Raw genomic sequence first — 17,613 nt, forward strand, 5'->3', positions numbered from 1 at the left:
GTCCGCCGCTTCGCGCCGCTGCGCATGCCGGTGGCCGCCACCGTCCTGCTGGCCTTCCTCGGGGTGGCGCTCTACGGCACCACCAGCGCGTCGTCGACCGTGCTGGCGGCGCAGTTGGCCCTCGACCATCTGAAGTGCGTGCGCCTCGTCGCGCCCGGGGTCACGGTGAACCCGGTGCAGGCCGTGAAGGAATGGGCCCACCAGTATCAGTGGACGCCCCGCATGCCCGCCGCCCCGGCCGGGCGCCGGTCCTCCCTGGTCGGCGTGCGGCGGTGCCTCTACGGGCACGGCCACCTGGCGCACCTGCTGTACGACGTCGACGGCCACACCGTCTCGGTCTTCGTGATGCCCCGCAGCGAATACCCCGCGGGCGCCGCCCCGGCCCGGCACGACTTCCTCGGCCAGCACGCCGAGGTGTGGGCCGATGGCGACCAGACCTTCGCGGTCGTGGGTGACGTGGCCCCCGAGATGCTCTCGGCCCTCGCCACCGAATTCCGCGCCGCGGAGTAGCCCCACCCGCGATATCTTTGATTTGAGAGGGCCTGCTCCGCCTGGACGAGCGGCCCCGCCGGCGACCCGCCGGTGGCACACATCGAGTCACCATGAACATGCGCTGGATTCTCGCGGGCGTGGCGTCGCTGGGCCTTGGCCTGGCGGCCATCCCCTTCATGCCCATCGGCACGCAGACGGCCGCCTCGACCGGAGCGGCGGCGCCGTCGTCGTGCGAGGCCAAGGCCAAGCCCGCCAACTACGCCTTCAAGGTGAAGGACGTCGACGGCAGGACGGTCAACCTGGCCGACTACAAGGGCAAGGTCGTGATGATGAACTTCTTCGCGACCTGGTGCGGTCCGTGCAAGTTCGAGACGCCGATGTTCGTCCAGCTGCAGGAGCAGTACCGCAGCCAGGGCGTGGCGTTCCTCGGCGTGCAGATCGACGACGATCCGGCCCTGCTGAAGCCCTTCAAGGACGAGTACAAGGTCAACTATCCGCTGCTCCTGGCCAACGACCGCGACGATCTGCAGGAGGCCTACGGTCCGTTCTGGGGGCTGCCGGTGACGTTGATGATCAAGCGCGACGGCACCATCTGCAAGCGGCACATGGGGCTGGCGTCGCGCGAGCAGATGGAGAAGGAAATCAAGAATCTGCTCTAGGGATGTATGATCGAATGCGTGCTGCCGATCGAGCCCGCTTTCGCGGGGTATCGGTCCGGTGGTGATCGCGCCAGATGCTCAAAGGTTTCCTTCACGCCCGGCTCGCCTGCGGTTGTCGCATCACGTTCCGCGAGGGCGTGGAAGGCAGCCCGGTCCTCGTCGTTGTCGCGGACAAGTCGCCCCAGTGCGCGTCCACGCTCCACGTGGCAGGTCTGCCCGTGTTCGACACGCGCGAATCGCTGCGCCCCTCCACCCGCCTCGGTCCCCCTGAGGAAGAAGAGTACGAAGAAGAGGGCTGACGCCCTCGTCTGCTGACGGCATGAAGAAGAAGCTGACGATGTCGCTGTTCTGGCTCGTCCAGGCCAGCTCGCTCCTTGTCCTGTTCGTCCCGTTCAGCCTCGGCATGGTCGCGATGTGGGCGGTGTCCCATTTCCTGCGCGCCATCGGGCTCACGCTCACGTACCACCGCTACTTCGCGCACCGGGCCTTCAAGATGGGGCGCGTGACGCAGTTCGTGTGGGCCTACATCGCCGCCTCGGCGATGCAGAAGGGCCCGCTGTGGTGGGCCGGCCACCACGTGACGCACCACAAGTTCGCCGATCGCGAAGGCGACCCGCACAGCCCGATCATCAGCGGCTTCTACTACGCGCACGTCGGCTGGTTCCTCAACGACGTCCGGCACGACCGCCTGCCGGAGACCAACCCGGTCATCCGCGACTTCGGCAAGTACCCCGAACTGCGACTGCTCGACGAGTTCTACTGGGTGCCGCCGCTGCTGCTCGCCATCGGCCTCTACGTCGCGGGTGGACTGCCGTGGCTGGCGTGGGGCTTCCTGCTGCCCACCACGACGCTGGCGCATGCGACGTTTGCCATCAACACCATCAACCACCTGTATGGCTCACGCCGCTTCGACACGGTGGACGAGTCGCGCAACAACGTCATCACGGCGGTGTTCGCGGCCGGCGAGGGCTGGCACAACAACCACCATCGCTATCAGCGGTCGGCGCGCAACGGGTTCTACTGGTGGGAAGTCGATCCGACCTGGTACGTCATCAAGGCGATGAGCCTGGTCGGCCTCGCGTGGGATCTGCAGCCCGTCCCCGAACGCATCTACCGCGAAGCCCGCGAACGCACCGGGACCCGCATCGACCCCGAAAAGGTCGAAGCGCAGGAACCGGTCTGACGCACCCCGCCTGAGCCTTCACGCGTCGTCAGGTGGCGGCGTCTCGCCCGCCCGCGGCGTCACGTCCTCGCCCGGATCCCCCGCCCCGGGCGCCGGCGGCGTCACCGTGCGCCCCGCCTGCGCCAGCGCGCGCCGCAGCAGGAACTCGATGTGGCCGTTCAGGCTGCGCAGGTCGTCGTTGGCCCACCGCTGGACGGCGTCCAGGAGAGCGGGATCGACACGAAGCAGGAACGACTTGCGGGACAGGGCCATGGCGAGGGGCATCGACGTCGCGAAGCCCGGCAGTGCGCCTGCCGGGCTCCGCGGTCACGTCCGTTACTGATAGATGGTGCCGGTGTTGACGACGGGCTGGGTGCCGCGTTCGCCGCAGAGCACCACGAGCAGGTTGCTGACCATCTGGGCCTTGCGCTCGTTGTCGAGTTCGACGACGTGCTTTGCCGAGAGCATCTCGAGGGCCATCTCCACCATCCCGACGGCGCCCTCGACGATCTTCTGGCGGGCGGCGATGATGGCGCCGGCCTGCTGACGCTGCAGCATCGCGGCGGCAATCTCCGGTGCGTAGGCCAGGTGGCTGATGCGCGCCTCCATCACCTCGACCCCGGCCTTCGAGAGCCGGTCCTGGACCTCCTGCTTCAGGTGCTCCGCGATCTTGTTCGTGGAGCCGCGCAGCGACTCCTGATCGTCATGCGAGTCGTAGGCATAGCTGGTGGCGAGGTTGCGCAGGGCCGACTCGCTCTGCACGTGGACGTAGTTGTTGTAGTCGTCCACCTCGAACACCGCCTCGGCCGTGTCCACCACGCGCCACACCGCGACCGCGGCGATCTCGATCGGGTTGCCGTCGAGGTCGTTGACCTTCAGCTTGGCCGACTCGAAGTTGCGGATGCGGGTCGAGACCTTGTGCTTCGTGTAGAGCGGATTGGCCCAGCGAAGCCCGGGGGTACGCACCGTACCGACGTAGGCGCCAAAGAGCTGCAGGACCCGCGCTTCGTTGGGGGCGACCGTGAAGAGCCCCGCCAGCACCGTGCCGCCGGCGAACATCAGCAGGATCGACCCCACCACGACTGTCGCCTGCTTGGTGCGAATGGCGTAGATGAACATCGCCATGCTCAGCAGCAGTGTGACCAATCCCACGACGAGCATCAGTGCGCCGTTCATCACCTGACGTTCACGCTCGCGAATCATCGACCTTCATCTCCTGAAGAATCCCGGCGCGGCCGGGCAAGCGGTCGATCCGTGACCGCATCGGGTGATGTCTTAGTGATATCACATTGGTAGCATACGACGAACGGCCGGGGTGGGTTCCAAGAGAGGGGCTCAGGGCTCACGGCTCAGGGCTCGGCACACAGGCCCAAGGCCCATGCCTCGAGGCCGAAGGCCCTGCCCCAAGGCCCAAGGCCCATGCCCCACGGCCCAAGACTACTGGTCGACGCGGGCGAGGAAGGTGTTGAGGGCGTCGATGACGGGGCGGGGCATGTCGTGACCGCCGTCGAAGGGGACCCACGTCACCTTCAGGCCGGCCGTCCGCAGTGTTTCGGCCAGGCGGGCCGACGAGGCGAAGGCGAGGACGTCGTCCTGCCGCCCGTGCGAGAGGAAGACCGGGAGGCCGCGGCGGTACTGGAGGCCTGCGCGCCAGCTGGCCTCGTCGATGACCGTCGGCGACAGCAGGACGAGCGCCTTGAGCGGGGTGCCGGACCGAAAGGCGATCTCGGCGCTGACCATACCGCCCTGCGAGAACCCGCCGAGGATGAGTTCCTGGCGCGGGGCGCCGAGGCGGGTGAGGACTTCGTCCAGCAGCGTCCGGACCCGGGCGCTGGCGATCGCGAGCCCAGGCGGCCGGGTGCGCGAGAGGTCGGGCAGCCCCGTCGCGTCGAGGTGGGACGACAGATCGAGCCGCCACCAGCCGCGGCCACGGCCGTCGGGACGGACGTCGGGACCCTCAGGAAAGACGAGGCGCCGCGTGGCCCCTGGCTGGAGCGTGCCGACGAACTGCAGCCACTCCTGTGGCGCCGAACTGTATCCGTGGAGCAGTACAAGGGGGCGCGTCCCGTCGCCGACCTCCCAGGTGCGGAGACCCGAGGCCGGATTCTCGAGCGGCACGACCTGCGCTGGTGCCAGGGCGAGCACCGTCAGCATGCCGACGAGTGAGGCGATGCCAAGCGGCCGTGGTCGCATGCTCCATCGTGGCCCAGGCCACGCGGAAACCTATCTCGGCCTACGCTCAGACTACGCCACGGGCCGCGACCGCCGCGGGGCGGAAGGCCGCGTGCCTCGACTCATCGTGAGTCGCGAGTGGCGTCGTAGGGCGTGACGGTCGTGGGGACGAAGAATCTGAGGCTCAGGGGCAGTTCCGTGTGCATCACGCCGCGATGTTCTTCGACCTCGAGGGCCGATGTAGCCGCGACCATCGGGCTGGCGCGCTGCGGCACATAGAGCACGCTTCGATCGAGCCCGAACGGCCACGCCAGTGACGGCAACAGCCCGAACCCGACGAACGGTGTCTGCATGAAGCGGAAGACGTACTCGCGCTCGGCGCCGTGCCGCAGGTACCACTGCGTGGCCCCCCATCGGGCGGGCTCTTTCCACGTCGCGGTCCACGTGACGTCTACCGTCGCCAGCGGCGCGAAGGTCAGCCGCAGCGGCACCGACGGCCGCACCTCCCGGATCCGCACCAGCGCGTGCCCGACCGCAACGGAGGCGTTGGCAACCAACGGCAGGGTTCCGATGCGCTCGGTGCGCGCCACCTCCACGTCGACCCGGCCCTGAAATCGTACTGATCGCCCAGCGAAGCGCTTGAAATCTGCCTCGCTGAGGCCGCCGAGCAGGACGGGGTGTGGTCCGAGTCGGCCGGTGACGAATCGCGGATCCCCGAGGCGTCGCGTTCCGACCTGTCCATCCTCGGACTCGATGGTGCCCTGAACGAGGTACTGGCGGGATCGGTCCCCGGACTCCACGCCCGACAGTGTGCCCGTTGTCAGCAGGACGATGCGTCCGGATTCGAGACGCTCGGCTCGGACCTGGGCGGCATCCACAGACAGCGACGGACGCGGATAGAACTGCGGCGACGCCCGATGCAGGCGGGCGGCTGGCACGAACCAGACGACCGCGAGGGCCAGGACGCTCACCGCTCCAACGAGGCTCAGCCGCAGGCGATAGTGCTGCCCGAGAAAGACCAGCGCGGTCATCGTCCAGGCCGCGAGCACGATGATCATCAGCATCGTTGGCACGGCCAGCTGCGAGTTGGGCGGGGCAACCGTGTAGAACTGCTTCAGCCACGGCGCCTGCAACGTCTCGGTGATCGCGATGAGCAGGCCGTAGCTCCCGACGACTGTCCCCAGCACCGCGATCAGCATCGACGCGACCGTGCGCGTCCTGGACGCGAGCAACAGCACGAGTCCCACGGCCGCCGCATCGGTGACGACGACTTGCGCGATGGTCGAGGGCCAGTGACTCCAGGGCACGCGAACGAGTGGCGCGACGATCAGCACGACAAGCAGGGGCACCGCGACGACGACGGCGCCGATGAGGAGTTTGGCGGTGGCCATCGTTCGAGCGGCGATGGGGCGCGTGCGCCAGAACGTGCGGTCATCGAGCGGGCTGTCGGCCTGCACGATCGTGCCCAGGGCCACGGCGGCGAGCAGGAGCCGGCTCGTGATGAGGAAGACCGGCACCGCGATGCCTGTGGCCGAGATCGCCGGACCGGCCAGCAGCGTGAGCAGTGGCTGCGCCAGGACGACCACCAGCCAGGCGACGAGCAGGCGGCGATGCGTCAGGAGATCGTGACGCACCAGGTGCAGGACCTGCGTCATGCGGCACCCCGCGTCCGGACGGCGCTGCGCAGCGTGCGGGCGTGCGCGACGAAGGCGTCGCGCAGGGCGGGTCGCGTCACGTGCACCGCGGCGCCAGGAAAGGCGGCCTGCAGCGTTGCAGGGGTCGCCTCATCGTCGAAGTCCGTCAGCATGCACTGCACACCCGTGCCGCTGGCGCGGACGTCGAGGGCGTCGGCGGGCAGCCGGCTGGCATCCGCGAGCGAGATGCCGCCGAGCTCGACGACGCGATAGCGCGCCTGCAGGTCGTCCAGCCGCTCGTGAAAGAGCACACCGCCGTGGTGCAGCATCGCTACCCGATCCAGCAGGCGTTCGAGCACGTCGAGGTCGTGCGAGGCGATCAGCAGCGTCGTGCCCTCGGCGCTGACCAGTTCGAGGAGACCGTCGACGACCTGTTCGCGGGTGAGAGGATCGAGGCCTTCGAGCGGTTCGTCGAGGATGAGCACCTCCGGGTGGAACGCCAGCGTCGCCACGAGCGCCGCCTTCATCCGCTCGCCGCGCGAGGCGCGGGCGAGGCCGGTCGTTGCACCCAGGTCCAGCGTCTCCAGCAGCCTCTCCGCCAGCGCATCGTCCCAGCGCCGATAGAACGGCTTGCAATAGGCGAGCAGGTCGCCCACCGTTCGCACCGCCGGCAGGTGCTGTCCCTCGGCCATGTAGCCGACGCGCTCGAAGATGGAGGCCTCGAGCAGGCGCGAGTCCTGCCCGAGCAGCTCGGCGCGGCCACGCGACGGCTGCTGCAGGTTGACCAGCACCTTGAGGAGCGTGGACTTGCCGGCGCCGTTGGCGCCGATGAGGCCGACGACCTCGCCCTGCGGGACGGTCAGCGTGACGTCATCGAGCGCCACGACCTTCCCGAACGACCGGCCGAGCGCGTGCGTCACGATGGGATCAGCCACGTCGAGTACCTCGTGTGGATGGATCGAGGCGCTGCCATTCGGCCTCGAGCAGGTCCTGGAGATCCGGAAGGGAGAGCCCGAGACGCCTGGCCTCGAGCACGAGGTCGGCCGCCTGCGGACGCAGTTCGGCGGTGCTGGCGGTGCGAGACACCCGCGCCGGCTGGGCGACGCGCGTGCCGATACCCGGGTGCACCTGCAGCAAGCCGAGCGAGGTCAGCTGCGCCACGGCCTTCTGCGCCGTGTTGGGGTTGATGCGCAACGCCTGGCTGAGCGCTCGCACCGACGGGAAGGCGTCGCCCGCCTTCAGCTCGCCACTGACGACCGCACGCGTGACCGCCGCCACGAGCTGCTCGTAGACGGGGAGGCCAGACACGAGATCGATGCGGAACGGCAACACAGGTGTATTAGTACGACTAGTACACTTGCGATGTCAAGGGTCGCGGGAAGGGGCCGGATGTGTAGGGTCGGATGGGTAGGATGGGATGGGTAGGATGGGATGGGTAGGATGGGATGGGTAGGGCCGGCTCTCCGAGCCGGCCGTCACGGCCCGTTCCGCCTTCGCATGGGCTTCGGCGGACAGGTCGGAGAACGGGCTCTACCCCCCAGCCTGTGACGGCACGGCGATCGGCGGCAGTCCTGCTTCGATGTCGGCGCGGTGCGGCTCCTGCCAGGCGGGGAGCTTGAGGGCGCGGCCCAGCGACGATAGAGGCTCGTCGACGTCGAAGCCGGGCGCCAGCGTGGCGACCTCGATGAGCACGCCGCCAGGTTCGCGGAAGTAGATGGACCGGAAGTACTGGCGATCCTTGACCGGCGTGACCTCCACGCCGCGGTGCACCAGGGTCTCGCGCAGCGCCAGTTGGGCGTCCTCGGACGCGATCGCCAGCGCGACGTGATGCACGGTACCCAGGCCGTTGATCGCCCGCGGGCCCTCGGTCACCTGCACGACATCCAGCTGCGCGCCGGTGCCGCCCGGCCCGACCGCGACGCGCGTGCGCTGACGCTCGGCGGCGCCAACCGTGCAGCCCAGGACCTCGTGCAGGAACGCCAGGGTGGGGCCGGCGTCGCGCACGGCCAGCGTCACCGAGTGCAGCCCTCGCACCGCGAGCGCCTCGCCGACGACCTGCGTCCACGGCCCTCGCTCGTCGTCCGTGGTGCCGACGATCGCGATGCGCAGACCGGAAGGGTCGGTGACGACGAGGTGTGGCTCGCCGAAGATGAGGCTCGCGTCGACGACGAGGCCCGCGTCGACGAGCCGTGCTTGCCACGAGGCGATCGAGGTCAGCGGCACCGAGAACGCGGTGGTGACCACCTGCCCGGCACCGATGGTGCCCACCCGCACGCCGTGCCCGCGATAGGGGAAGGTGGTCCACAGCGTCCCGGGCGTGCCACGTTCGTCACCGTAGTAGAAGTGGTAGACGTGGCGGTTGTCGAAGTTGACGGTCTGCTTGACGAGCCGCAGGCCGAGCAGGGCCACACAGAAGTCGAGATCGGGCTGCGCGGCGTCGACCGTCGCCGTCACGTGGTGCAGACCGCGGAGGATCGTTGTCACTGGCGGCCGCCGTCGACCTTCGGCCGCTGCGCGCCATCGGCCACGACGCGGGCCGTGGCATAGATCGTCTGGGCGATGCGCCGCATCTTGGTGAAGTCGATGCCGTCGACCTCGTCGTTCACGCCGTGATAGTCGGGATGGACGCCCGTGAAGAAGAACGCGATCGGGATGCCGTGCTTCGCGTACTGGTAGTGGTCGCTGCGTTCGTAGATCTGCGCGGGATCGCCAGGGGCGTCGAGCGAGTAGTCGAGGCGCAGCCCGTGGTAGCGGGCGTTGACCTGTGCGACCAGTGTGCCCAGTTCGGCCGACAGTCGCGTCGATCCGACCACATACACGCTCTCCGTATCGGTGAGGGGCAGCGGCCCGCTCGGCACGGGCGATCCCACGGCGCGTCCGCGGCCGATCATGTCGATGTTCAGCTGCGCGACGATGGCCTCGAGTGGCACCGTCGGGTGCTCGACGAAGTAGCGCGATCCCCACAGACCGAGTTCCTCACCGGTGTGCCAGACGAAGAGGATCGATCGCTTCGGCCGCGGCGCGGTCGTGGCGAACGCCTCGGCGATCGCCAGCAGTCCCACCGTCCCCGACCCGTCGTCGTCGGCACCGTTGTAGATGGTGTCACCGGTGGCGTCGGGCTTCGTGGTGGTGCCGAGGTGGTCGTAGTGCGCACCGAGCGCGACGTACTCGTTCTTGCGCACCGGATCGCTGCCATCCAGCACGGCGACGACGTTGCTGGTCGCAAGGTGCTCCTCGGTGGCGACGATGTCGAGACGGACGGTGGTGGTCGGCGTCAGCGCGAAGGGCGCAGCCGGCTCGCGCCTGACCGCGCGCTGGAAGATCTCCTGGGCGCGGATGGTCTGGCCGGCGAACAGCACGCCGACGGCGCGCGCGCTGAGGGTGGCGGTCGGCAGCACGGGCCCACCGGTGGTACTGCGGATGCCGTCCACGGTAAGGGGGGCGCGGGTGCGGCGCGACTCGCGGGTATCTGGCCAGCGTTCGAGCGCCGGGTAGTCGGGCAGGAAGAGGACGGCGACGGCGCCGCGTGCCTTCGCGGCGTCCTCGGTCGGTTCCCAGTCCTCGCCTCGCGGCCCCTTGAGGTCGCCCTGGGCGAATCCCGTCGGCAGCCCGAGGTTGGAGACCACGATCTTGCCGGTCACGTCGAGCCCCTTGTAGGGATCGATGCCTCGCGACCGGATCACGGTGCCATTGCCGACGTAGACCAGCGCCCCCTCGGCGCGGCCGGTCAGGGCGCCGGGCAGGAAGTCATCGCCGTAGGTCAGTGGCCGCTCGCCGACGGTGAGGCGGGTCCGTTCGACGTCCAGCGTGCGTCGGGTCAGGGCGATGCGCTGCAGGAAGCTGCCGTCGTCTCCAGCCGGGCGCAGGCCCAGGCGGGCCAGGCGGGTGGCCAGGAAGAGCGCCGCGGTGTCGAGGCCGCGGGACGGCGTCAGGCGACCGTCGAGGGCGTCGGCGGCGACGAAGGTGAGGTCGCTGCGCAGCCGGGCCTCGGTGATGACCTCGGCCCCACGCGGTGGCGAGGCCGTGCGGGGGCGTCCCTGGGCCGTGATCGCCCGAGGTGCAAGGGCCTCGGGGCCGACCAGGAGGACGAGGAGCAGTGCGAGCGACAACCACGGCAGGCGACGGGACACCGGCCGATTGTATCGGGGCCGGCCCGCGAGGCGTCGTAGACTGGGGCTGGCCTGCCTTGCTGCGGGTCTGGAGCTCTGTTCTCTCGTGCGCATCGCCGTCATCGGATCTGGCATCTCGGGCCTCGGGGCCGCCTACGTCCTGTCCCGAGCCCACCACGTCGAGCTCTTCGAGCGGGACGCCCGCCTCGGCGGGCACGCGCACACGCACGACATCCCCGTGCCCGACGGGGTCCAGCGGCTCGACACGGGCTTCCTCGTCTACAACGAGCAGACCTATCCCAACTTCATCCGGTTGCTCGACCAGCTGGGCGTCGCGTCGCATGCGACGGACATGTGCTTCGGCGTGCGGTGTCGCCGCTGCGGGCTCGAATACGCCAGTCAGTCGATCTCCTCGTTGCTCGCGCAGCGCCGGCGCCTGCTCGACCCGCGCCACCTGGCGATGCTGGTCGAGATCGTGCGCTACTTCCGTCGGGCCCGGCAGTTCCTGCACTCGACCGAAGGCTACGAACTGACGCTGGGGGGATTCCTCGCGCGCGAGGGCTTCTCGCGCCGGCTGACCCGCCACTTCGTCTTGCCGATGGGCGGGGCCATCTGGTCGGCGTCGTTCTGCGACATGATGGACGCCCCGGCCCGGACGATTCTGCAGTTCTACGAGAACCACGGGCTGCTGGCGGCCTCGGGCGCGCCGCCCTGGCGGACGGTCACGGGCGGCAGCCGGACCTACGTCGAGGCCATCGCCCGGACCATTTCCGGGCCGATCCACACGAGTGCCCCCGTCGAGCGAATCGTCCGGCTCGAGGAGGGCGTCGAAGTGCAGACGGGGACCGGACTGGTGCAGCGATTCGACCGCGTGGTGATTGCGACACATGCCGATACGGCACTGCGCCTGCTGGCGGATCCGTCTCCTGCCGAGCAGGAGGCGCTCCGCGCCTTCCGCTATTCGCTCAATCGCACCGTGCTGCACACGGATGCCTCGGTGTTGCCCCGCACGCGACGGGCCTGGGCGTCGTGGAACTGCGACATCCATGATTGTCGGGATGCCTCCGCTCCGGTCTCGCTGACGTATCACCTGAACCGGCTGCAGGGCGTGGGGGGCGACACGCAGTATTGCGTGACGCTGAACGGCCGCGAGGCACCGCAGGGAGAGGCGCTGGCGGTGATGGACTACACGCATCCCGTGCTCGATCGGGCCGCCGTCACGGCCCAGGCGCGCGTGGAGGCCCTGAACGGCCAGCGGCACACGTACTACTGCGGGGCGCACCTCCGCTTCGGCTTCCACGAGGACGGTCTGGTGTCGGCACTGCGGGCCACCGAGCGGCTCGGGGCCACGCTCTGATGGCGTCGACCGACGCAGTGCCCGGGGAGACCGCGCCCATCGGCTGGCTGTATGCCGGGCAGGTCTGGCATGCGCGGGCGGCCCCCCATCACGCCTTCCGGTATCGCACGTACATGCACCTGTTCGACCTCGACGAGGTCGACCGCATCAACGAGCGCTTCCGCATCCTCGGCTACAACCGCCGCCGGATGGTGAGCCTGCACGACGCCGACCATTTCGACGGGCGGCCGCTGCGGCAGGGGGTCGAGCATGCGCTGGTCTCGCGAGGGCATGCGTGGCCGGGGGGGCGGGTGCTGCTCCTGACCCACTGCCGCGTCGCCGGGTACGTGTTCAATCCCGTCAGCTTCTTCTACTGCTTTGCTCCGGACGGCCATCTGGCTGCCGTGGTCGCCGAGGTCAACAACACCTACGGCGAGCGTCACGTGTACGTGCTGCCGGGGGACTCGACGGCGCAGGTCCACAAGAAGGAGTTCCACGTCTCGCCCTTCTTCGGCCTCGAGGGCTCGTACCGCTTCGAGGTCGGCCCCCCCGGCGAGGCCCTTCGCGTGGGGATCGCGCTGACGGTCGGCGCCGAGCGGCGTTTCGACGCGCGTCTTGCGCTCACGAGGAAGCGTCTCAGTGACGGAGCGCTGCTCGGCATGCTCGCGCGGTACCCGGTGGTCACCGCGCAGGTGATGGCGGCCATCCACTGGGAGGCGCTGCGCCTGTGGTGGAAGGGCGTGCCGTTCCGGGACAAACCGGTCTATGCGCCGGAATCCGCCCGACAGACGCAGCCGTAGTTGGATTTGGCCGTGGACGCCCGCAGGGCGGCGGCTCATGGAGGACCGTTCAGCGTGAGTGACCACTTCGACGGCGACAGCCCCCTCGGCTCCTTCGACGCCGCCCTGACCGTGCCCGACGCGACCGCGCGTCCGGCGCGTGCCCCGGGGTTCGTGGCGCGGCTCGCGAAGCGTCGAGCGCTGGCGGCGCTGCCCGCCCTGGAGGCGGGTCGCCTCACGATTCATCTGCCGGATGGGGCCGTGCACCAGGGCGGGACGCCCGGCGCGGCCCAGCACGCCACGATGTGGATCGACGACGAGGCGTTCTTCGGCGAGTTCGCGCGGCGCGGCGACATCGGCTTCGGCGAGTCGTACATGGCCGGGCACTTCCGCACCGACAATCTCGTGTCGCTGCTCGAGATCGGCATCCGGAACGAGGCGGCGTTGCCACAGGTCACGTGGCTGACCCGCCTGCTCAACGTCGGCAACGACATCCAGCACCGCCTCCGTCCCAACACGCGCGCCGGCAGTCGTCGCAACATCCACGCCCACTACGACTTGAGCAACGACCTCTTCGCGCTCTTCCTCGATCCCGAGATGGTCTACTCGTCGGCGTACTACGAGCGCGAGGACGACACGCTGGAGCAGGCGCAGCAGCAGAAGTTCCGTCGCCTTGCCGAGGCCGTCGGGCTGCACGCCGACGCGCACGTGCTCGAGATCGGGTGCGGGTGGGGGGGCTTCGCGCTCTTCGCCGCGCGCACGTACGGCTGCCGCGTCACGGGCATCACCGTGTCGCAGGAGCAGTACGACTTCGCCGCGGCGCGCGTCCGCGCCGCCGGGTTGCAGGACCGCATCACCATCCGCCTCTGCGACTACCGCGACGTGCAGGGGCAGTTCTCGCACATCGTGTCCATCGAGATGCTCGAGGCCGTGGGACGCGAGCACTGGCCGACGTTCTTCGCGGTGTGTCACGCCCGCCTGGCCCCGGGTGGGGCGATCGGCATCCAGACGATTGGCATGCCCGATCACCGCTTCGAGGTGTACGCCCGCCACGCCGACTGGATTCAGAAGTACATCTTCCCCGGCGGCATGCTGCCCAGCATCGGCGCCCTGCTCGAGGCCTCGTCGGCCGGCACGCCGCTGACGCTGCGCTGGATGGACGACATCGCGCCGCACTACGCCCGCACCTTGCGCGAGTGGCGCCTCCGCTTCTTCGAACGCCTCGACGATGTCCGGGCGCTGGGCTTCGACGATCGCTTCATCCGGATGTGGGAGTACTACCTGGCATCGTGCGAGGCGATGTTCGCCACGCGCCAGATCAGCACGCTGCAGCTGGTGATGGCCCGCGCCGGCGAGTAGGGGTCACCGCTCCGGCATCGTCACGTCGGCCACCAGCGGCAGGTGATCGCTGGCCACCAGCGTCAGCTTGGTGCGCGGCAGCGTCACCTTCTGCACCTCGAGTCCGCCGGCCGTGTAGATGTGATCCAGGTGGAACATCGGCAGCACGCCGGGGTAGGTCTTGCGGCGTCGCAGGTGGTGCGAGAGGTCGACCCCTTCGAGCATCTCGCCGAGCGTCTTCGACGTCAGCCCCTTGACCCATTCGTTGAAGTCGCCGAGCAGGACCTTCGGGCCGGGCACATGGCGATCGGCGACGAACTCGGCCAGCCGAGGTGCCTGCTTGCGCCGTTCGAACACCGCCGTCCCCAGATGCACGTTGAAGACGTGCAGGTGCTGGCCGTGCACGTCGATGTCCACCCGCATGCAGCCTCGCGGCTCCCGCTTGTCGCACGACAGGTCGCACTGGTGCGTCTTCGTGATCGGCAGGCGGCTCAGCACGACGTTGCCATAGCCCTTGCCGCGCAGCAGTCGCACCGAATCCATCACCCAGCCCATGCCGAGCAGCGCGCCTATCTGCGCGGCCTGGCCGTCCTCCTCCGGTCCGCCGCCCACCACTTCCTGCAGCGCGATGACGTCGGCATCGAGACTGGCGAGCACGTCGGCGATGCGATCCACACGGGTGCGCCCGTCCATGCCGCGGCACTTGTGGATGTTGTAGGTGGCCAGCCGCAGATGGCCGGGAGCAGAGGGGCGAGGGGGGCCGTGGTGTGTCATGATCGCCCGCGTCGCGGGATCTCCAGCCTACGCCAACCCGCGCCGCGAAAGGGAAGGGTGATGAGCCGTCTCGCCTCCGAACTGACCGTCCAGTGTCCATGCTGTCGGGCCGAGCTGGTCGTCGACGTCAACCTCAAGCGTGTGGTCTCCCACAAGGAGGCCCGCACGGGTCCGGTGCGCGAAATCGACGATGCGCATCGTCTCCTGGCCGAAGAGGCTGCCGCGCGCGAGCGCCTGTTCGAGCAGTCGTTCCAGGCGGAGAAGAACCGCGGGGACGACCTCGACCGCCGTTTCCGCGAAGCGCTGGAGCAGGCGAAGAAGGAACCGATCAGCCGCCCCGAGCGCGCCTTCGATCTGGACTGACGAGGCGTCCGGTCCGCTTGGCCAGGCGGACCGATGGCGCGAACACGGCCGGCAGTGGATGCCAGCGCTCCTGCCCGCGAAAGTACAGCGGCTTGAAGCCCGGATGCGCGGCCATGAAGGCGTGATACCGCGCCCGCAGCCGATCGATGCGGCCATCCGACGAGCGGATCGGCCGATGCGGCAGGTCGCGCAGGGCCTGTTCGACATGCCAGAGATTGCGCGGCGAGCATCGCCAGTCGTAGCGGCCGAGGTCGCGCAGGTCGAGCACCCCGTAGCCCGTGATCCGGCCCGACACGTCGATGTACGGCTCGATGTAGCTGCAGGCCAGGGCGCGTAGCGTGCGAAACACCGGACGCCGCCCGTGCAATCCGGGGTCGCGGGATCGCGCGATGCTGCCCCAGCCAGTGGCCGTCCCATAGACGAACACCACGTGGTCGAGCTTGTCTTCCGACTCCAGGCTCATCACCAGCGGGGGCCAGCCGTGCACCTCGAGGATCACGGCGGCACTGAGCGCCGCTTCCATGCAGTGTGCGGTGCCGAGTGCGAGGACGGTGCGGAACGATCGCTGCGTGTCGCCGCCGGGTTCGGTGTTGTAGGGCAGCGCGTTCAGCCACTGCTGCACCTGGAGCGGCGTGCGGAGGCGAGCGATCAGCTGCCGCTCGCGGGGCGTGAACTGGCAGGGTGGCATCAGCGCGGCAGGGTGATCAGATGATTCACGTCGGGACCTCCGGGTACAACTACCCCGAGTGGAAGGGCCGGTTCTATCCGGAGAAGATCGCCGCCAAGGCGATGCTCCCGTACTATGCCGGCGTTTTCGACACGGTCGAGATCAATTACACGTTCTACCGCATGCCGACGCCGGCGCTGGTCGAGGGCTGGGCCGCGCAGGTGCCGGACGGGTTCACCTTCACGCTCAAGGCGCCGAAGCGGATCACCCACGACCGTCGGCTGCAGGACATCGCCGATCCGCTGCGGGCCTTCTGCACCGCCGGGGCTGCGCTCGGGCCGCGTCTCGGGTGCGTGCTCGTGCAGTTGAATCCGCACTTCAAGTGCGACGCCCCGCGGCTCCAGGCGTTCATCGACGAACTGCCGCCGGCGCTGCGCGTGGCCTTCGAGTTTCGCCATCCGTCCTGGTGGACCGACGAGATCTACGCCCTGCTGCAGGCCCGCAACCTCGCGCTCTGCCTCGCCGACAGCCCCGAGCGCCACACGCCGCTGGTCCGCACCGCCGACTACGGCTACCTGCGCCTGCGCGACGAAGGGTACACCGAGGACGACATCGCCCGCTGGGCCACCTGGGTCGGCGAGCAGCAGTCGGCGTGGCGCGACACGTTCGTCTACTTCAAGCACGAGGACGAGGGCAAGGGGCCGGAGTTTGCCTCGCTGTTCAAGGCGAGGCTCGGCTCAGTGATGCCTGATGCCTGATGCTCGATGCCTGCCGAAGGGCGTCACGGCGGCCGCCTTGACGCCTTGCTCAGTGGAGGATACGCTTTGGATCATGGCTTCAATCCGATTGCGATCCGAAGCGATTCCGATGCCATCCCGATCCGCCCGGGCCCTCGTACTCGAAGCCTGGCGTCGGGCCGCGGCGATGGGACTCGTCGAGTCCGACGCCACACGCCTCGACGATGACGACGTGAGGCGGTTGGTGAACCGGATCCGGGAGGTGGGCATCGCCAGGGGCCCCGCCCTGCATCTGGACAACGTCGAAGCGCCGTCGGTGGCCGAGGCTGAAGCCCTGCTGCACGTCGTCGTCGCCGCGCTCGAGGCCTCGCCGGTGGCGAAGTACGAATGGCCGGCGGTCTCTCGGGTGCTGGAGCCCGAGGCCCTGGCATCGCTGCTCAACATCTCGGTCTCGAGCCTGCGCCGCTACCTGTCCGGAGAGCGAGAGACCCCTGACGAGGTGGCGGCCAGACTGCATCACCTCGCGCTCGTCGTCGGCGACCTCGCGGGCGCCTACAACGACGTGGGGGTGCGGCGATGGTTCGAGCGGCCACGGACCGCGCTTGGCGGCAGTCGGCCGTCCGCGTTGCTCACCGGCGACTGGGCCCCGGAAGACCCGGGCCCCACCAGGGTGCGCGACCTCGCGCGGTCGCTCGTCGCCTTCTCGGCCACATGATCGTCTTCCGGCAAGCCGACCCCCGCTACCCGTTTCTCTGGAGCGACGCGTCACAACCGGCAGGCCGCTGGCATGCGGCCGGAGACGGCCCCGCGCACTACTTCGCCGACACGCCGGACGGCGCGTGGGCGGAACTCCTCCGGCACGAGGAAATCACGGATCCGGCCGATGCCGCGACGCTGCGGCGCGCGTTGTGGGCCATCGACATCGGCGACGTCCCGCTCGAGGCTGTCTCCTTGCCCTTACCGGTCGTCACCGGCGGCCTCGAGACATGGCCCAGATGCCAGGCGCACGCCCTGAGCCTCCGCGCGCGGGGCTGCCGCCGCCTGGCGGCCGCCTCGGCTGCGCTGCTCCCCGGTGGCGCGACGGGCCTGGAGGTGTCGGAGGCCGGCCAACAGCCGGGCCCCACGCGGGACGGCCGCGTCATTGTCGTCTTCGGGCCTCCAGACGGGCTCGTTGGCTGGACGGCGTCGGACCGGGGCGCGCCGCCTCCTGGGGTGCTCGCGCGAGTCCGGCCTCTCGCGCCGCCGCCAGGCTGATGTCGCGCCGAGTGCGTGGGCCGCGTTGGGACAACGGGCCGTACCGGTTCCTACATCCCGGTCTTCCGCGCTTGTTGCGTGATGCGTCGCCCACGCAACCACCGCGTGCTCGGCTCCAGTCGCCGTCTTGACCTTAG

General features: G+C 69.4%; 21 protein-coding genes. 11 read left to right on the forward strand and 10 right to left on the reverse strand.

Annotated features, from left to right (window positions below; translation table 11 throughout):
• The 4 genes from Q0C41_RS22130 to Q0C41_RS22145 all read left to right on the forward strand — a co-directional run.
• Window positions 1-510, forward strand: a 510-nt coding sequence (locus Q0C41_RS22130; RefSeq protein ID WP_291987530.1) for a hypothetical protein, incomplete at its 5' end; no start/stop codon positions are given.
• A 92-nt stretch (window positions 511-602) separates the two neighbouring features.
• Window positions 603-1,151, forward strand: a complete 549-nt coding sequence (locus Q0C41_RS22135; protein ID WP_291987532.1) for a TlpA disulfide reductase family protein — start codon at window positions 603-605, stop codon at window positions 1,149-1,151.
• Between the two features lie 74 nt (window positions 1,152-1,225).
• Entirely contained in the window at window positions 1,226-1,450 is a 225-nt protein-coding gene (locus Q0C41_RS22140; protein WP_291987533.1) for a hypothetical protein, read from the forward strand.
• A gap of 20 nt (window positions 1,451-1,470) precedes the next feature.
• The gene (locus Q0C41_RS22145) at window positions 1,471-2,334 is read left to right on the forward strand and encodes an acyl-CoA desaturase (protein ID WP_291987534.1); all 864 of its coding nucleotides are present in this window, start codon (window positions 1,471-1,473) and stop codon (window positions 2,332-2,334) included.
• 18 nt (window positions 2,335-2,352) lie between these two features.
• On the opposite strand, the gene Q0C41_RS22150 is transcribed toward Q0C41_RS22145, so the two are convergent.
• The 8 genes from Q0C41_RS22150 to Q0C41_RS22185 all read right to left on the reverse strand — a co-directional run bounded on the left by Q0C41_RS22150 (window position 2,353) and on the right by Q0C41_RS22185 (window position 10,249).
• Window positions 2,353-2,598: a hypothetical protein gene (locus tag Q0C41_RS22150; protein WP_291987535.1), complete on the reverse strand. Its 246-nt coding sequence runs from the start codon at window positions 2,596-2,598 to the stop codon at window positions 2,353-2,355.
• A gap of 51 nt (window positions 2,599-2,649) precedes the next feature.
• Window positions 2,650-3,516, reverse strand: coding sequence for an SPFH domain-containing protein (locus tag Q0C41_RS22155; RefSeq protein ID WP_291987537.1), 867 nt, complete (start codon window positions 3,514-3,516; stop codon window positions 2,650-2,652).
• A gap of 234 nt (window positions 3,517-3,750) precedes the next feature.
• Entirely contained in the window at window positions 3,751-4,506 is a 756-nt protein-coding gene (locus Q0C41_RS22160; protein ID WP_291987539.1) for an alpha/beta fold hydrolase, read from the reverse strand.
• A 101-nt stretch (window positions 4,507-4,607) separates the two neighbouring features.
• On the reverse strand, window positions 4,608-6,140 hold the full coding sequence (locus Q0C41_RS22165; protein WP_291987541.1) for a hypothetical protein: 1,533 nt from the start codon (window positions 6,138-6,140) through the stop codon (window positions 4,608-4,610).
• Window positions 6,137-7,054 carry an ABC transporter ATP-binding protein gene (locus Q0C41_RS22170; protein ID WP_291987542.1) on the reverse strand — a complete coding sequence of 306 codons (918 nt, stop codon included), beginning with the start codon at window positions 7,052-7,054 and terminating at the stop codon, window positions 6,137-6,139. Before Q0C41_RS22170 ends, Q0C41_RS22165 begins: the two co-directional genes overlap by 4 nt.
• The gene (locus tag Q0C41_RS22175) at window positions 7,047-7,451 is read right to left on the reverse strand and encodes a GntR family transcriptional regulator (protein WP_291987543.1); all 405 of its coding nucleotides are present in this window, start codon (window positions 7,449-7,451) and stop codon (window positions 7,047-7,049) included. The genes Q0C41_RS22170 and Q0C41_RS22175 overlap by 8 nt, the downstream gene beginning before the upstream one ends.
• Before the next feature lie 198 nt (window positions 7,452-7,649).
• Entirely contained in the window at window positions 7,650-8,603 is a 954-nt protein-coding gene (locus Q0C41_RS22180) for a ring-cleaving dioxygenase (RefSeq protein ID WP_291987544.1), read from the reverse strand.
• On the reverse strand, window positions 8,600-10,249 hold the full coding sequence (locus tag Q0C41_RS22185; protein WP_291987545.1) for a M20/M25/M40 family metallo-hydrolase: 1,650 nt from the start codon (window positions 10,247-10,249) through the stop codon (window positions 8,600-8,602). Before Q0C41_RS22185 ends, Q0C41_RS22180 begins: the two co-directional genes overlap by 4 nt.
• Window positions 10,250-10,334: 85 nt before the next feature.
• On the opposite strand from Q0C41_RS22185, the gene Q0C41_RS22190 reads away from it, so the two are divergent.
• The 3 genes from Q0C41_RS22190 to Q0C41_RS22200 are packed head-to-tail and all read left to right on the forward strand — an operon-like array spanning window position 10,335 to window position 13,702.
• On the forward strand, window positions 10,335-11,585 hold the full coding sequence (locus tag Q0C41_RS22190; RefSeq protein ID WP_291987546.1) for an FAD-dependent oxidoreductase: 1,251 nt from the start codon (window positions 10,335-10,337) through the stop codon (window positions 11,583-11,585).
• A complete protein-coding gene (locus tag Q0C41_RS22195) occupies window positions 11,585-12,364 on the forward strand; it encodes a DUF1365 domain-containing protein (RefSeq protein ID WP_291987547.1) in 780 nt (259 codons plus the stop codon). Before Q0C41_RS22190 ends, Q0C41_RS22195 begins: the two co-directional genes overlap by 1 nt.
• A 54-nt stretch (window positions 12,365-12,418) precedes the next feature.
• Window positions 12,419-13,702, forward strand: a complete 1,284-nt coding sequence (locus Q0C41_RS22200; RefSeq protein ID WP_291987548.1) for a cyclopropane-fatty-acyl-phospholipid synthase family protein — start codon at window positions 12,419-12,421, stop codon at window positions 13,700-13,702.
• A gap of 3 nt (window positions 13,703-13,705) precedes the next feature.
• On the opposite strand, the gene Q0C41_RS22205 is transcribed toward Q0C41_RS22200, so the two are convergent.
• Complete coding sequence (locus Q0C41_RS22205; RefSeq protein WP_291987549.1) at window positions 13,706-14,455, reverse strand: endonuclease/exonuclease/phosphatase family protein; 750 nt, start codon at window positions 14,453-14,455, stop codon at window positions 13,706-13,708.
• 60 nt (window positions 14,456-14,515) lie between these two features.
• Here Q0C41_RS22205 and Q0C41_RS22210 point away from each other — a divergent pair, with 60 nt between their 5' ends.
• The gene (locus tag Q0C41_RS22210) at window positions 14,516-14,818 is read left to right on the forward strand and encodes a hypothetical protein (protein ID WP_291987550.1); all 303 of its coding nucleotides are present in this window, start codon (window positions 14,516-14,518) and stop codon (window positions 14,816-14,818) included.
• Here Q0C41_RS22210 and Q0C41_RS22215 read toward each other — a convergent pair.
• Window positions 14,784-15,506 carry a hypothetical protein gene (locus tag Q0C41_RS22215; RefSeq protein ID WP_291987553.1) on the reverse strand — a complete coding sequence of 241 codons (723 nt, stop codon included), beginning with the start codon at window positions 15,504-15,506 and terminating at the stop codon, window positions 14,784-14,786. The genes Q0C41_RS22210 and Q0C41_RS22215 overlap by 35 nt on opposite strands.
• 20 nt (window positions 15,507-15,526) lie before the next feature.
• Between Q0C41_RS22215 and Q0C41_RS22220 the strand changes: the two genes are divergently transcribed.
• The 3 genes from Q0C41_RS22220 to Q0C41_RS22230 all read left to right on the forward strand — a co-directional run bounded on the left by Q0C41_RS22220 (window position 15,527) and on the right by Q0C41_RS22230 (window position 17,476).
• Entirely contained in the window at window positions 15,527-16,243 is a 717-nt protein-coding gene (locus Q0C41_RS22220) for a DUF72 domain-containing protein (protein WP_291987554.1), read from the forward strand.
• Between the two features lie 109 nt (window positions 16,244-16,352).
• Window positions 16,353-16,937, forward strand: a complete 585-nt coding sequence (locus Q0C41_RS22225) for an antitoxin Xre/MbcA/ParS toxin-binding domain-containing protein (protein ID WP_291987556.1) — start codon at window positions 16,353-16,355, stop codon at window positions 16,935-16,937.
• Entirely contained in the window at window positions 16,934-17,476 is a 543-nt protein-coding gene (locus Q0C41_RS22230) for an RES domain-containing protein (protein ID WP_291987558.1), read from the forward strand. Before Q0C41_RS22225 ends, Q0C41_RS22230 begins: the two co-directional genes overlap by 4 nt.
• Window positions 17,477-17,613 lie beyond the last annotated feature (137 nt).

The sequence above is a fragment of the Luteitalea sp. genome (assembly GCF_022842525.1).
Classification (GTDB): Bacteria; Acidobacteriota; Vicinamibacteria; order Vicinamibacterales; family Vicinamibacteraceae; genus Luteitalea.

What these genes read in the sequence shown, in the direction of transcription:
- Q0C41_RS22135 (WP_291987532.1), top strand. Translation starts at nt 603, where the DNA reads ATGAACATGCGCTGGATTCTCGCGGGCGTGGCGTCGCTGGGCCTTGGC.
- Q0C41_RS22140 (WP_291987533.1), top strand. Translation starts at nt 1,226, where the DNA reads ATGCTCAAAGGTTTCCTTCACGCCCGGCTCGCCTGCGGTTGTCGCATC.
- Q0C41_RS22145 (WP_291987534.1), top strand. Translation starts at nt 1,471, where the DNA reads ATGAAGAAGAAGCTGACGATGTCGCTGTTCTGGCTCGTCCAGGCCAGC.
- Q0C41_RS22150 (WP_291987535.1), bottom strand. Translation starts at nt 2,598, where the DNA reads ATGCCCCTCGCCATGGCCCTGTCCCGCAAGTCGTTCCTGCTTCGTGTC.
- Q0C41_RS22155 (WP_291987537.1), bottom strand. Translation starts at nt 3,516, where the DNA reads ATGATTCGCGAGCGTGAACGTCAGGTGATGAACGGCGCACTGATGCTC.
- Q0C41_RS22160 (WP_291987539.1), bottom strand. Translation starts at nt 4,506, where the DNA reads ATGCGACCACGGCCGCTTGGCATCGCCTCACTCGTCGGCATGCTGACG.
- Q0C41_RS22165 (WP_291987541.1), bottom strand. Translation starts at nt 6,140, where the DNA reads ATGACGCAGGTCCTGCACCTGGTGCGTCACGATCTCCTGACGCATCGC.
- Q0C41_RS22195 (WP_291987547.1), top strand. Translation starts at nt 11,585, where the DNA reads ATGGCGTCGACCGACGCAGTGCCCGGGGAGACCGCGCCCATCGGCTGG.
- Q0C41_RS22205 (WP_291987549.1), bottom strand. Translation starts at nt 14,455, where the DNA reads ATGACACACCACGGCCCCCCTCGCCCCTCTGCTCCCGGCCATCTGCGG.
- Q0C41_RS22210 (WP_291987550.1), top strand. Translation starts at nt 14,516, where the DNA reads ATGAGCCGTCTCGCCTCCGAACTGACCGTCCAGTGTCCATGCTGTCGG.
- Q0C41_RS22215 (WP_291987553.1), bottom strand. Translation starts at nt 15,506, where the DNA reads ATGCCACCCTGCCAGTTCACGCCCCGCGAGCGGCAGCTGATCGCTCGC.
- Q0C41_RS22220 (WP_291987554.1), top strand. Translation starts at nt 15,527, where the DNA reads ATGATTCACGTCGGGACCTCCGGGTACAACTACCCCGAGTGGAAGGGC.
- Q0C41_RS22225 (WP_291987556.1), top strand. Translation starts at nt 16,353, where the DNA reads ATGCCATCCCGATCCGCCCGGGCCCTCGTACTCGAAGCCTGGCGTCGG.
- Q0C41_RS22230 (WP_291987558.1), top strand. Translation starts at nt 16,934, where the DNA reads ATGATCGTCTTCCGGCAAGCCGACCCCCGCTACCCGTTTCTCTGGAGC.